Source organism: Methylomonas sp. (assembly GCF_023228165.1).
Taxonomy (GTDB): Bacteria; Pseudomonadota; Gammaproteobacteria; order Methylococcales; family Methylomonadaceae; genus Methylomonas.
In genome coordinates this window covers 65,813-79,168 of record NZ_JALOBS010000022.1, presented here as the reverse complement: position 1 = coordinate 79,168, position 13,356 = coordinate 65,813, and the positions used below count along the sequence as shown (strand labels likewise).

Here is a 13,356-nt window from a genome sequence, read left to right as displayed (position 1 = left end):
CCCATTGCGTTATTTTAAACGATAACCCTTTTTAATTTTTTTACTGCTGATTTTTTGGCTGGCCGATTCCGCTTCTTGTTCCGTGGTAAACCACTCCTTTCTGACGGTATCGGGTGAACCTACCCTGCCCCAGATGCAGGTTAATCAAAGCGGGCAGTCTTCAATGATTTTCTGTGACTGATCAGCGCAAAGTCGAGTAATATTCAGCAGCCTGTATGAAGAGTCTCCATGACTGAAGCGTTACTACTCTTTTTCATCCTGACTATGGTGTATTTCATGACGAAGAAACCTAAAACCACCCTCGAAAATCCCCTATCTACAAATGCCAAAACGGAACAACCTGCAGCGCCGGTAGCGAGTAAAACTACCGCTAAAAAAACTAGCACCGCGCAGAAAACCCCGAAAAAGCCCCCGGATGTCGAAGCCAACGCTAAGGCTGAACAGATACCAACGGTCAAAGCGACTAAAAAGCTAACTGAACCGCCTACAGCAGCCATAACTCCCACTGCCGAAACCGAAGAGCCTAAAACTACCAAAACCACCGCAAAAAAATCTAGTCCAGCAAAGAAAGCGCCGAAAAAGCCTGAAACCGCAGTCCCGGAACCCATAGCGGCAACGTCGGAAATATCGGCAAGTGAGCGGACCGGTTTAACCGCAGGCAGCATTTGGCATTACTTATCTGGGAACGGCGCTACCTCGGTTACAAAACTGATTAAAGAATTGCCGGAAGAAGAAAAATTCATCCAGCGAGGTATTGGCTGGTTGGGCCAGGAAGGCAAAATCACACTGAGCATCGTAGACCGGGCCGAGATGATAGCGCTGAAAGAATAGCTTTGCTGGTAATAGGACGAGTGATGGCCAATCAGTTCGTCCTTATTTCATAGTAAAAGATGGCGATTTTGATCGGGCGTTCGTGGTTTCGCCGCTAATTTTTGTATCAGACTAAAAGCGTTTTATTGCGATGGATCTGAGAATAAAATTGGCAGAAATTATTGGTTTGTAGGAATTTGCGTACTCACAGTTTCGGCCACTATGGATAGCTATACATAGTGGCCGCTATGCATAGTACGCAACTATGAGTAGTCTTAAAAAGCTATCGGCTGCATAGCCTAATTTCACTGATGTTTCGGCCAGTCATCAGTTAAAAAGCTTTACATATTTTTACTGGATTTCTGGAATGAGTGTTTACTCGAATCAGACAATTCAAAGGACATTTGTTAGGCATCACATTGAGGATGGCTGCTTGAGTGCCAATTGATACTCTTCAGCTAATGATTTCGTGGCTCACTTGCTTGAATGTCGCCATGTGCAACCAGTTTGAGGCCTTATTCTAGCTGGTAATAAATTTACGCGTTTCCTTCAAGCATTAAAACTATGCATAGCGACTCTACTGTTAGTCGTAGGAAACCCGTGGGGTGTAGATTACTTCTATTCATAGTTAGGTTCTATGCATAGCGGCCACTATGGATAGCTATACATAGTGGCCGAAACTGTAAATTCGCCATTTCCATAAGCCGACATTCACTACTGGTGGAAGCGTATCGGAATCGGTGGCTGGGCATCCTTTATGGGCAGTAGTAAAAAGCCATCAAAATGGGACTACCATAATCTTTCAATGTCACGCGATCTATGAAGAATACGGACAATTTCAATGCCGTCTTCAAGCGGAAAATAGAAAATCAGGTAATTTCCCACTGGATGGCTGCGCAAATCCATTGTAAGTTCGGCTCGGCTGACTCCCATTTGCGGGTGGTCAGCCAATGCTGAACAGGTTTCCTGAATTCGATCAAGGAAGCTGTCTGCGTTGTTTGGGCTGTCTTGTGCGATATGCCACCAGATTTCTTCAAGGTCACTTTCGGCTTCTGGCCGTTTTAACAAACGTGGCATCAAAATATCAACCTTCTATTTGTTGGGTCGCAAGTCGAGCCCTGCCTTGCTTCTTGATCTCCTCAATATCTAATGGCGTTGCGGGGCCGCTATTTATGCCTTTCTGTATTTCTCGCCTTAATTCCTCAAGTCGTAGTTCACGTAACTGGTCTCGCTCTTCCAATAAGCGCAAAGCCTCACGCATGACTTCGCTTACTGAGTTGTAAAGGCCGCTTTTAACCTTATCTTTTACCAATTCTTCAAAATGAGGGTTCAGGGAAATGTTCATGATTTTAATGCCTCCAACTTGGCTATCTATAACAAAGAATAACAATTATTGTTATAGAAAGCTCGATTTTTTAAGGGCCTATCCTGAACATAATTGTCAGGTTCTGCGACTGCTAAGAAAATCATAATTAACTGTCACAGCCAATTATGAATAGATACCCTTTTTTCAGTTTCGCTTTGCATATCGCTTGCCTAGCACTAGCCGCCTTTTCCTCAGTCTCAAACCAATCTTTCCGCACCGTACCCGGCGAACCCACCCTGCCCCATTCCCGTACCAACGACCAATCGTCAAACAAGCCTGGTGTCACAAACATCTGATAAAAGCGATGCAGGTTGTCTTTGTCATCATGCCGTTCCAGATACACATGATTCATCACTTACTCCCCAGAAGAGTGGGCCGACTTTTCAGTTTGTCGGTGATTTTAACGCCGCATCCCTAATGCGCATAATGGTTTGCCGAGTGGTTTTGAATTCCCGAGCCAACTCCGAAATGCTAATGCCGGCAGCCAATCGTTTTACAACGTCAGCACGCGCTTCCGCATTGAGCGTTGGCGGCCGACCAAACTGTTTACCCGCCGCCTTCGCGCGACTGATGCCCGCTTGGGTTCGTTCAATCAGCAGGTCACGTTCAAACTCAGCGACCGCTGCGATTACCTGCATGGTCATCTTGCAGGCAGAACTGGTCAGATCAACCCCGCCCAACGCCAGACAATGAACGCGCACGCCTGATTCAGAAAGATGCTCGACCGTGGCTCTGACATCCATAGCATTGCGACCGAGGCGATCCAACTTGGTCACCACCAACACATCGCCCGCTTCCATCCTTTCGATCAGCTTATTAAAACCCGGTCGTTCTTTAGCCGCTACTGAACCGCTGATACTTTCTTCAACCAAACGATGCCGTTGAATGGCAAAACCGGCGGATTGAATTTCCAGGCTTTGATTTTGGGTGGTCTGATCTGTGGTCGATACTCGACAGTAAGCAAAGACGCGTGACATGCTCTCATTCCGTCCGAAAAGGATGTACGAATTATAACACATGTACGAAATTCATTTTGCCTACTTTTGTACACCTCTCAGAGGGGATGTCCGAAACCGGTCATTTATGTGCCCCCCCCCAAAAAAAAGACTTCGTTTGTGCCATCAAAAAATTATCATATGACCCGGAACATATTCTATGTTTTACGAAGATCATTAAATTGCTTTGATGTAACACTTTCTCACCGGGATTACAAAAGCTGATAAAGATTTTCGGATTACTCGAATGAGCTTGACATCTTAACTGCCCAACCGCAGCACCGGGACATAGCAAAAGCCAGAGACCACTACCGCTATGCACAAGTGGCCCGCATGCTACTGGTTTTGCCAATCAATGCAGCGGCAGCCGTAGACAATAAATACACGCACTTATAGCACTCGCAGTACCACGACGACCAAATCCGAATTGATTGAACAACTGGCAACAAAACTACCACATTTACTGCGAGGGGATGTCGAACTGGCCATCAATAGCCTGATTCACAATATGACTCATAACTTAGCGACGAGCGGACGCATTGAAATTCGCGGTTTCTGTGGCTTCTCAATTACCCGGCGAGACGCCCGCATGGGCCGCAATCCTAAAACGGGTGAACAAGTTAGTTTGCCTTGCCGCTACGCTACCCACTTTAAACCAGGGCTGGATTTGCGCGAACGCGTTAATCGGTCGAGAGCGATCTATCCGAAGATCAAAGACCACTAATGACACCATTATATCTGCTGTCATTCTTTGCTTTCCGTAGCCAAGCTATTGCCATTCAAAGGCCTAGTTAAATGCGCGATAGTCAGACTTGTCTAGATCGACGCACCTTACCTCTTTCATTTTGTCGTTAAGTTACTTTTTGCAAATGTGGATTGCTGGCTGGCGCAAGCCCCGCACCGAACACGAGTGAAATATCTTCAAATAAAATAGCATTGACGGTAGCTGATTTGCTGGCGCCACTGACTTGATATTTCACTACATTCAAGCCGTTCTCTCCCCTTACATGCCAATTCTTTTTCAAGATTTTTTTCTGGATGGCTGACCAATTTGATGGGTCGTTTTCTTGCGATAAGGCATAATCCTGAAAAATGCCAGGAGTCATCAGCGCAACCCCTTCGTTAACCACATGCACCCGGGCTTTGGGTTGATTGGTTTTGATAGTGCCTTGGCGAATCCCGTTTTGTAACCAGGCAAAAAAACCATCGACTGGATCGGTTGGTTCTTCTGATGATGGATTTGCGCTACTGGATTGCTCATCGTGGTTGGCATCGTGCTGCACGCTAGGGTATTCATCGTTGCCGTTTTCAGTAATCACGGACAGATGAGTCGTCCCGTCTGACTCGATTTCCGGGCTGTCGCTATCGATGTTCTCTGAAGGCAAAATTAACGCTGAGTCAGGTTGTGAATCATCTGGTTTTACATCGGCGGTATCGTCACCTGCTAACGGTTTGATGTCAGAAACGCTGATATTGCCCGCAAAGGGTTCCGGTCTTCGTTCCGGATTGCTCCAAATTTTGGCCAGCGGGATTTTGATCAGAGTTAATTCATTACACCAGCCCTCGCCTGCTATGCGTGCTGTCCAGATAGCTTTGTCGCCACAAGGGATAAGCACTGCATGTTCCTGCCAACTATCAAACAGCCGGCTATTTTGTGTTGGGATACCAGTATGGCCTTCGCGGGTAAGATGCTCCCGAACAGCATCCACGGTTCTTTTGCTCACCAACCAGCAATATTCCCCGTGTACCCAACCTGCGGCACCGTTTCGGTTTAATGGCAATGTGCCTTCTGTGAGTAGATGCCGTAAGGCAGTGAGCATTTTTTCGTGCAGTGGAATGGTTTTAACGGCAGGCATGCGGCTATTGTCTGCACCTAAATTAGTTGCCACAGATTGGCTATCAGCATCACTGACGATTTGGCCCAGGGCGCTGGCATTTTCAAGATCGCCGGAGACAGTGGCCAACCAAAGGGCAAAAATACTTCGATCACTGGTCAACCATCGCATTCCCTGTGGCGGAATGACTTTGTTGATCAGTAACGGCGTGGCTTTTTCATGTAACCGGTAGCGCCGATTGGGCACAAATTCAGTCACATAGGCTATGGCTTGCTCATCCATAAACTGATTCCAGGGGTCCCAGTTCCGTTGTTGGTGATTTTGATCAAATAGCGTCACGGTTTGATCGACAGCCACTTTAGCCAAGTCATGACACAAGGCCGCTAAAAAAACCGCATAGGTCCATAAGTCCTGTTTTGCCGAAATCTCTTCCGCGCCGCCGGTTTCAGATAATAAATAGGATCGGCGCACTTTCAAGGCAATGACACATACTTCCAGGGTATGCAGCAACATGCCGCCAGGGCCTGCATGATGATGTACTTCGGACGCCGGCAATTGTTGCACGAAGCGGGCAAAGTGTTGGATTGCCATTAAATAAAAGCACTTAAAAGGGTCTTTGGCTAAGCCAGCCAGTTCTTCAATTTGCACCAGCAAGTGATTATGTGGCAGTAAAAGTTCAGCGACGGTTTGTATTGGCAACAGACCAGGCCTATCGCTTAACCCAGTTGATTGCGGGGGTTCCGGTGCTTTTTCAATCGGGAGTTTAAACCAGCCCAGTTTCAGCATGCTGCGTTGTTAGAAGCTGACTATGATAAATTGCGCATTACTGCACTGACTTTGCTGGATTCGGCGGTTGAGTCTTGCCATACCCTATTGATAGGCCTTATCTGGCCCAGCGACACCCCAGGAAACAGCATGATAGTAACTATCTGTCCGTGCCCAATATTGAAAACGCTAAGTTCATTACTCAGGGTTTTTCAAATGAGTTAGATTTAACAACTGAGTGAGCATGACCAAACCCAGCATTCAAGTTGAAGTCATCATTGAGATCCCGCGCGGCAGTTTTTTGAAACGAGGATCCACCGGGCAGTTGGATTTTATCTCGCCGCTGCCCTGCCCGTTTAACTATGGCTCGATCCCGGCTTTCATCGGTCTGGAGGGTGATTTGTTAGATGCTGTGGTGCTTGGCCCCCGCTTGCCGTTGGGTAGCAAGATTAGCGTATCAGCCTGGGGCGCGATTGGCGTATATGACCGAGGCTTGTACGACGATAAGCTGATCTGCAGCTCATCACCCATTACGCTTAGACAGCAACAACTGATTGTGCTGTTTTTTAGTTTTTATGCCAAAGCCAAATGCTTGCTAAATATATTTAGAGGTCGCCAAGGACGACACGGTTGTACTGGTTGGGGCAGTGCTAAAGCCGCCATTGCTAAGGCCACGCCACGAGCGGAAATGGATTGGCACGGCCCGACTATCCCCTTTTGAAGGTTTGAGCTGTTTAACATAGACAGCAGATAGTTTATTTTGCTAGCATTAATCATTAGTCACCTGAGCCACAGCGTTATTCAGAATTGCGGACAACGCCAAAATCATCACCACTACGGCAATACACATAACCGCCTGGAATTGAAAAATAGGAGGGCATTATGGAAACATTTTTATTTATCCTGGCCATCGTTTTACCCCTCTGCCTGCTCATCGCGGTATATCGCTTGAACACCCTACTGATCAACATCCAACGGGATTCCGGCACTTCATTTTTCAACGATAAGCCGTTGCTTTTGCTGAATAACGGCGGCAAGTGGTTGACACTCTTTGGATGTGCAGCAACCTTGCCTCTGGTGCTGGGTTTAATTTTCGATGCTGAAAACAGTGTCAAATGGATAGTCAACTTGGGTGTTGCCGGTTGTCTGACGATGATAGGTTCAGCCAGCCTGTTGATCCCGGCCTTGCTTGGATTTGCTATCACCCGGCACATCCAATTCAAATTGCTGATCAGCGCAATTGGCCGAGTCATATTGAAAGATGTAAGGCACTTAATTAGAAATAAAGTGGTGCTCTGGTGGTTTGCAGGAGCCTTGTTAATAGCACTCATACTGTTCGCGCCCATTTTCCAACATTTGGCGAATGGCGTTGTTTATCTAATCGGGTTTATTCTAGTTGCTCGAATAGGTTTGGTGGATAAAATTGAACAAGATTTCGAGGCCAAATGGGGAGGTTCTGCCTACAATTACGCTACTGGAAAATGGGATGATGGTTATCAGGAAGGTGGTCTTTATTGACTAAATTTATGTTTATCCTTATTCACTGCTTCCCGATTTTGTAGGAAGTCTATGCCATAAAAATAAATATCAGCAACAACATCACAGCACTCGCTCTGAAAATATTGGTCTGCATCCCCATAATCGAGATACCGTTATCCCCCCACAATTTAAATTGCCCCCAGGCCACAAAGGCCGTCCATAAAAACAGCAGGATAGCGATGATCGATTGAATTGCTGTTTTGATATCCTGATAGCTGACACTGCCCGCGCCCGATGCAAAAGCGGCCGAAGGCGATTGCTGAGGTTGGCTTAAACCTGATATCGGATTCTGATTCCCATTGAGCACATTGCCGCTAGCGCCTCCACTACCAGCTTGACCGCCATTGCTCACTGAAATCGTATTGCCTGTGATCGCTGCAATGTTATAACCATTAAAAGCAGCGATGTATTGGGTAATTGCGGTGTTATTGGCATCGCTGGGGACCACCGTTCCGTTAGATTGTAAATACTTTTTAAGCCCGCCCACTCCCACCAAATGAGCGCCTGCCAACAAACCCGACTCGGTCATCAGGATGCCAGCCACTGTTTGGCCCAGGTAATTGTCCAGCCCTAACGGTTGTATCGTGCGCCATTGCTTACTGTTGTAATCGCTAATGGCTTGGGTTTGCCCGGCGGCATTGGCTAAAAAATCAGCTTTGCTGCCAATGCCGTTCTTTCCGGTCCAGACACCCTGCCAATCGTTGGTGTCCGGCGTCAGATCTTTTTGATAATAGCCTGCATCGATCAAAGCGCTCTCGCCCATTTGATAGCGGCCTAAAAACCCGTATTGATTCACGCTGCTGGGGTTGTTGCTGGACTCTTTTGCGCTGAGCGCGGCCAAGTAGTCGGTATATTCAGACGCCGCCCATACCAGCGTTGAAAGCGACACCCCTAGAACAATCGTTCGTCTACCGTACTGCATAAACCATTACTCAGTAGTCGGCATGACCGCCGACAACTGCCCCGTCTGATAGCTAAAGTACAGTACTTTAGCTTGCGTTGGGCAACACAAAGGATCGTTCGGACCACCGATCTTGGTTTCGACCTGCAGCGTGCCATCTGACATTACCGGCCTAAATCCGCTTGCCATACCGACAACCGGAATCGTTGCCAGAAGCTTTAGGTGCCCTGGTTGGTGAGCCAAAATACTCAACTGATTGCGCCAATAGGTCGACCCCATAATGGTCCACAACACGGCCTGCTCAACGCCAGGCAAACGGCCGTCGAATTCCACCGACATTATCTGCTGTATTTGCACGCCTTCATTGATGTCAACCTGTTGCTTCAGTAAAGCTTCGAACGCCGGATCGACAGTTTCAGCCCTAACAAAAGACAGATTTACGCTGAGGATGAGGATATTGAATAACACCGGTTTTAAATTCATGACCACTCCTCGTAGATGAATTGTTGACAGTTATTTGATAATTTTTCCACCTGCTTTTAGCGCTGTAGATCCTCCCGCCATGCCTGCAGCACCGGCGTTGTCTCTCATCCTATTGACACTGCTTACCATTTCACTCCCCACTCGATGCCCTGCCCACCCCAGCACGCCCGACCAAAACAGTGGCAAGACCACAAACAAGCCGGCAATTACAAAATCCACCACCATGGTTACGACCAAATTGTTTTGGCTGGCCGCATCTTGCAATTGAAACCAGCCGGGTTGGATGGCGGTTAACAAATGATTGTCTAACCAGTGGGCGATGGCCCACAACACGCTCCAGAACTTGACCGAAAACAGGATAATGGACATAAACACCACCTTACCGATATCGTAGGATGAGAACAGAAAATAAAACGGCATCAAGCCATAGATCAGCATCAGAATCGCCGCTTGTATGACAGGTGCGGCCGCTTTCATCATGTACATCGCCGGATAAAAAGACAGGGCTTCTATCAGACTGCCCAACGTGGCGGCGACGGAATTACCGACATTGGCCATACTGGATTCGTTATAGCGATTAAGATCACGCAGGCCATTGAAGTAGCCTTCCTCCCGCGCGATCAGGGTTTTCAGGGCGATATCTTCAACCGCCTGTTTGGATTTGCCGGATAAGGCGGCCACCGTGGTTTTAAAATCAGTCAGATAAGAGCCATCGATCTGACCTACCAACGCCTCGCGCAGCCCGATGCTGTTCACATGCCCCTGTCCGCTCCACCATTGGGCACAGGTCGGCTTGCCGTCTTTCGGAATATACACCGCCGGGTTATATTCCAGATCACGGTTTTTGTCATAACTAAACCCCGGAATGTTGCTGCTGGCCCGCAGGGTTTGGTAGACCCCGTTCAGCATAAACGTCGAGCCCAACCAATACACATCATCCTGCGCCAGGTTGTTCGGCAGGCTTTGGGCGTTATCCAGAAAAGCTGCCATCGCCGGTGCATAGCAATCGTTAAAAAACAAGCGGGCTTGCTGTCGTAACTGCGGGTCTTTGATGCGGGCGTTGCTGATTTTAAAACGAGTCAGCCGTAGATCGGCACTGCAGGGGATGCCGACAATCGCCGCATCATTAATGCCGCCGGTCACCGCTAACACCCCGTACCACCAAATCGGAATTTTGGCACTGACACCGCCCAAAGCCGCCTGGGTAAACGTGCTGTCATACGTGGTACCTGTGTTTCCTCCCGTTACGGCGGGTCCATTCGTACAGGCTTTGCTGACACTTAAACCGGTAGTTTGAATGGTCAATATCGGCTGCACGGCCAGTACAATTACCGTAAACATACTGATAATATCGATTTCAATCCGTCTTAACGAGGTGCTGGAGGCATCCTTGGCTTCCTGACTTTTGATAGGCTCGGCGATATTGCGCAGCAACATGGCGATAAACGGTAAATAGGCCAAGCCGGTTTGAACCAGAATATCCCACAATAGGCCATACAGCGACCAGCCGAACTGGGTTAGGTAAATTTCTAAATAGCTGGATACGTTCATGTCGACCCAGTACCCATAGATAGCAAAATTTGGATAAAATCTGTCCACAGCGTTTGGCAAAATAGCACTTCCATTACCAACAGCCACCCCGCCATCCGCCAGCGATAAGCTTTGAGACTTGCGATTTGTTGAGCAGTCAGTCCAACCCATTGCGCATAGCCCACCGTAAGAAGCGGCCAAGCGCCGATTAACAGCAAAAATACCGACAGGCGCCAAACCGTGAATCCAACCTTACTGACTTCGATGATTTTTGCCAGGCCATCCAAACTGAAAAAGAATTGTGCTATCAGCAAAACCAGTACAGCAACACCTACTGTGAAAGCAAAAGCCATACGCACACAGCTTGGTTCATGCTGCCGATTGAAAGATTGGCGAGGCCTCATGGCTTGATCGCCCCCTCTTGAAAAATGCTGTCATCGGCACCGGCTGGGCGCAGAGCAGACCGGCCGCGTTGAGTCTGTTGCTGTTGTAGCGACAATAGCAACCCAGAGGTTTTCGACGCCAGTTCGTTATAGATTTGCCGTTCGAACAATACATCATTAATATCGCGATCCAGCTGGGCAATCGAGGTTTGAATGGCGCTATTGGCCTGGGTGGCACTCAGATTGGGTTCACGACTGGCGGTCAGTAACAGCCGCCGTATCAGCATGGCTTTTTCCACTGTACGCGTCATCGCCGCTTCCGAGGCCAGCTTGCTGATAGCTAGCGCTTGCTCGGAGGGTTTCAGGGTTTTGATCGCCGTAATCACATCACCGTTAATCAATACCGCATCGCTGGAAACTTTTTCCAGATTAGTCAGGCTGGCTTGGGTTTTGCCGGACACCAGATCGGTTAAACCCTGTTGAATGCTCAACATGTCTTTTTCGACTTTAGGCAAAAGACCATGGCCGGGAATGCTTTCAACCGGATGGTTGTCGTGGGTACGAATATGCACATCGCCTAATACATCGACGGCCCATTGTGAGGCTTTGCCGGGATCTGGGAACACTTCGACCAAGCGCGGCGACTTATTTTTGGCGACTTTAGGTGCAGAGCTATCATCGGCCTTGCGATTAAGGGTCAGGTTGTAACCAGCCTGCACGCTATCCTGAGTGACCTGGATGGCGGCTTGTTGCTTACCACCGGCTTTTTTACCGGCTATCCACGGAATACCATTCTGGCCGTTGGCTTGTTGTACGTGTTGCTTGGCTTGCACGACATCGACTTGAGCGCTGCCGTAGCCGTTTTTACCCATCTGGACTTTCCAGTCGATGATTTTGGATAAATCGCCCCAGCCGGCATACGGGTTCTGGCCTTGGCGGATCTCTTGTTCATAGTCTTCACAGGTCTTATTGGCCAGTGCGATTACGGCTTCCGCCCGGATCACGGCATTTTGAAACAAGTCATACAGCCCTGGGTCGATACGCTGTAACACCAAAGCGGGTAAACCGCCGATAGCCGCCTGCTCAGCACCGACCGCGCCGTTGACCAGATTATTGCCGGCTTGTTGCAAGCCATTGAGTAAATTCGCTACCCCCAAGGTGGGATCAAAGTTACCGCAGCTGTATCCCAAACCATATTCAAGCGCGCCGTTGATAGCATAGCTATTGACTTGGGTATTGGCCGGCACTGAAATCGAGCGGGCGCCGCCGATTTCATAGTAAAAATCGCTGTTGTCGCTGTTGGCCAAGGGTGCCGCACGCAGTGGCGCAGCCAGGTTCATCAGTAAACCGAACATGTATAGTTGGACGATACCGATTCGCATACCCCCTTCCCCTCAATTCGTCACGACGGGACTGGGATACGGGTTGAAATCAATCACGATCAACACACCGTCTTTGACTTCACAACAGGTATAAGGCCGCCACAGTGCGTGCGTGTAAACCCCATCTTCCGCTACCCGACCGCCACCCCAGCCACGCGTATCCAATACATCGTTGACGCCAAACAGTAAACAGTGCTCCAGTTTCGGTGCGGTCGGTTGCCACCAGCCGGCCTCATTGCTGTTCTCGACCAAGCTGCCGGGCGACCAGGTGAGTTTTTCATCGGCGACAAACAGACTTTGGCCCAGAATACCGCGATACAAGTGCGGCTGGCCGGCGCGGGTAATAATGTCACCCACCCGTTGCGCCACCACGGCAGCCGCTTTGGGGGCTTCCGCCTGTAGAGTCCAGCCGGTTCGCGGATAAACATGGCCCCAATGGTTGATCGGCCAACGGCCGATTTCCCGCAAGCCCGGCACCCAGGCGGCCGGATTCAGCGCATCCAGACCGCCCCAACGCCAGGACGGTTTATCGAGATTGGAAACGAAGTACGGCGAAGCCGCCGTGGTATTGGAGGGGCAATAAATCCGCCCGGTCAGAGGATGGCCTACCGCCACCGCATCCTGCTGAATCAGGTTGTTGTGATTTCGGTTATGGGTATCGATACGCTGCGAATCTTCGACCCGTTCTATGCCCTGCGGATTGGTCACTTTCACCAACACATCCGGATTGAAATGACCGATTTTCGGCGTAACGTTGATATCGCAACCGTACGGCGTGCAGATAATCCAGATACACACTCCGACTACCCGCAATTGAATGCAATCGTCAGCCAAACTTGAGAAACTTAGAAACCCTGAGATGCTGATGGCGACGATGTACCTATTAAGGTTAATGCCGACTGTGCAGTTTTTCATCTGTTTAAACCGCATTGCCACTGCCGATACAAACTCAAGGCCTGCTCCAGATCGGTGACGCCATAAATAACTGCCCGTCCCTGACCGAACAGCACCGCCGGATAGCGGTCGACCTGGTATTGAATAGCTAAGGACAGGCCTTGATACGCCAAGATCAACTGCTGCTGCAACGCTTGCCGGCCATGTTGTTGCATGCGTTGTTCCAGGGTGCTTTTGGCCGCGGCCTGATTAGACGGCAAGTTTTGACTTAAGGATGCAAACAACTGTTTCGGTGCATCCAGATTGTAGAGTTTGACGACGTAGCCTTGCTGAATAAGCTTTGCCCGCCCTGATATCTTGTCGGCATCACTGTGTATCACTTCAATCAAGGGATGGTTCTGATTGCCCGGGTTTAACTGTGCCATTACCGGGGCAATCCAAATCATCAGCAGCCCAATGCTTAGTAGCCAGCT

General features: G+C 49.0%; 17 protein-coding genes. 4 read left to right on the top strand and 13 right to left on the bottom strand.

Annotation, left to right across the window (positions count from 1 at the left end; translation table 11 throughout):
* Positions 1 to 9 precede the first annotated feature (9 nt).
* On the bottom strand, positions 10 to 135 hold the full coding sequence (locus M0R33_RS16525; protein ID WP_292571704.1) for a WGR domain-containing protein: 126 nt from the start codon (positions 133 to 135) through the stop codon (positions 10 to 12).
* Between the two features lie 93 nt (positions 136 to 228).
* On the opposite strand from M0R33_RS16525, the gene M0R33_RS16520 reads away from it, so the two are divergent.
* Positions 229 to 831, top strand: coding sequence for a winged helix-turn-helix domain-containing protein (locus M0R33_RS16520; protein WP_292571667.1), 603 nt, complete (start codon positions 229 to 231; stop codon positions 829 to 831).
* A 768-nt stretch (positions 832 to 1,599) separates the two neighbouring features.
* On the opposite strand, the gene M0R33_RS16515 is transcribed toward M0R33_RS16520, so the two are convergent.
* The 4 genes from M0R33_RS16515 to M0R33_RS16500 form a co-directional block, all read right to left on the bottom strand.
* Positions 1,600 to 1,887, bottom strand: coding sequence for a type II toxin-antitoxin system RelE/ParE family toxin (locus M0R33_RS16515; RefSeq protein WP_292571702.1), 288 nt, complete (start codon positions 1,885 to 1,887; stop codon positions 1,600 to 1,602).
* Between the two features lie 7 nt (positions 1,888 to 1,894).
* Entirely contained in the window at positions 1,895 to 2,155 is a 261-nt protein-coding gene (locus tag M0R33_RS16510) for a type II toxin-antitoxin system ParD family antitoxin (RefSeq protein WP_292571664.1), read from the bottom strand.
* Positions 2,156 to 2,282: 127 nt separating this feature from the next.
* Complete coding sequence (locus tag M0R33_RS16505) at positions 2,283 to 2,528, bottom strand: WGR domain-containing protein (protein ID WP_292571661.1); 246 nt, start codon at positions 2,526 to 2,528, stop codon at positions 2,283 to 2,285.
* Between the two features lie 31 nt (positions 2,529 to 2,559).
* Complete coding sequence (locus M0R33_RS16500) at positions 2,560 to 3,153, bottom strand: recombinase family protein (protein WP_292571658.1); 594 nt, start codon at positions 3,151 to 3,153, stop codon at positions 2,560 to 2,562.
* 394 nt (positions 3,154 to 3,547) lie between these two features.
* On the opposite strand from M0R33_RS16500, the gene M0R33_RS16495 reads away from it, so the two are divergent.
* Positions 3,548 to 3,895, top strand: coding sequence for an integration host factor subunit beta (locus M0R33_RS16495; RefSeq protein ID WP_366044104.1), 348 nt, complete (start codon positions 3,548 to 3,550; stop codon positions 3,893 to 3,895).
* Positions 3,896 to 4,022: 127 nt separating this feature from the next.
* On the opposite strand, the gene mobH is transcribed toward M0R33_RS16495, so the two are convergent.
* Complete coding sequence (gene mobH, locus M0R33_RS16490; protein ID WP_292571652.1) at positions 4,023 to 5,792, bottom strand: MobH family relaxase; 1,770 nt, start codon at positions 5,790 to 5,792, stop codon at positions 4,023 to 4,025.
* A 223-nt stretch (positions 5,793 to 6,015) separates the two neighbouring features.
* On the opposite strand from mobH, the gene M0R33_RS16485 reads away from it, so the two are divergent.
* Positions 6,016 to 6,492 (top strand): inorganic diphosphatase, encoded by a 477-nt coding sequence (locus tag M0R33_RS16485; protein WP_292571650.1) that lies wholly within the window; start codon positions 6,016 to 6,018, stop codon positions 6,490 to 6,492.
* Positions 6,493 to 6,653: 161 nt separating this feature from the next.
* The gene (locus tag M0R33_RS16480) at positions 6,654 to 7,289 is read left to right on the top strand and encodes a hypothetical protein (RefSeq protein ID WP_292571647.1); all 636 of its coding nucleotides are present in this window, start codon (positions 6,654 to 6,656) and stop codon (positions 7,287 to 7,289) included.
* A gap of 49 nt (positions 7,290 to 7,338) precedes the next feature.
* Here the strand turns inward: M0R33_RS16480 and M0R33_RS16475 are convergent, their stop codons facing one another.
* The 7 genes from M0R33_RS16475 to M0R33_RS16445 are packed head-to-tail and all read right to left on the bottom strand — an operon-like array spanning position 7,339 to position 13,308.
* Positions 7,339 to 8,232, bottom strand: coding sequence for a TIGR03758 family integrating conjugative element protein (locus M0R33_RS16475; protein ID WP_292571644.1), 894 nt, complete (start codon positions 8,230 to 8,232; stop codon positions 7,339 to 7,341).
* A gap of 6 nt (positions 8,233 to 8,238) precedes the next feature.
* A complete protein-coding gene (locus M0R33_RS16470) occupies positions 8,239 to 8,694 on the bottom strand; it encodes a hypothetical protein (protein ID WP_292571640.1) in 456 nt (151 codons plus the stop codon).
* A gap of 30 nt (positions 8,695 to 8,724) precedes the next feature.
* Positions 8,725 to 10,245: a conjugal transfer protein TraG N-terminal domain-containing protein gene (locus M0R33_RS16465; RefSeq protein WP_292571637.1), complete on the bottom strand. Its 1,521-nt coding sequence runs from the start codon at positions 10,243 to 10,245 to the stop codon at positions 8,725 to 8,727.
* Positions 10,242 to 10,577, bottom strand: a complete 336-nt coding sequence (locus M0R33_RS16460; protein WP_292571635.1) for a hypothetical protein — start codon at positions 10,575 to 10,577, stop codon at positions 10,242 to 10,244. Before M0R33_RS16460 ends, M0R33_RS16465 begins: the two co-directional genes overlap by 4 nt.
* Positions 10,578 to 10,624: 47 nt before the next feature.
* On the bottom strand, positions 10,625 to 11,989 hold the full coding sequence (locus tag M0R33_RS16455) for an integrating conjugative element protein (protein WP_292571633.1): 1,365 nt from the start codon (positions 11,987 to 11,989) through the stop codon (positions 10,625 to 10,627).
* A gap of 12 nt (positions 11,990 to 12,001) precedes the next feature.
* Complete coding sequence (locus tag M0R33_RS16450; protein ID WP_292571630.1) at positions 12,002 to 12,904, bottom strand: TIGR03756 family integrating conjugative element protein; 903 nt, start codon at positions 12,902 to 12,904, stop codon at positions 12,002 to 12,004.
* Positions 12,901 to 13,308, bottom strand: a complete 408-nt coding sequence (locus M0R33_RS16445; protein ID WP_292571628.1) for a TIGR03757 family integrating conjugative element protein — start codon at positions 13,306 to 13,308, stop codon at positions 12,901 to 12,903. Before M0R33_RS16445 ends, M0R33_RS16450 begins: the two co-directional genes overlap by 4 nt.
* Positions 13,309 to 13,356: the final 48 nt, after the last annotated feature.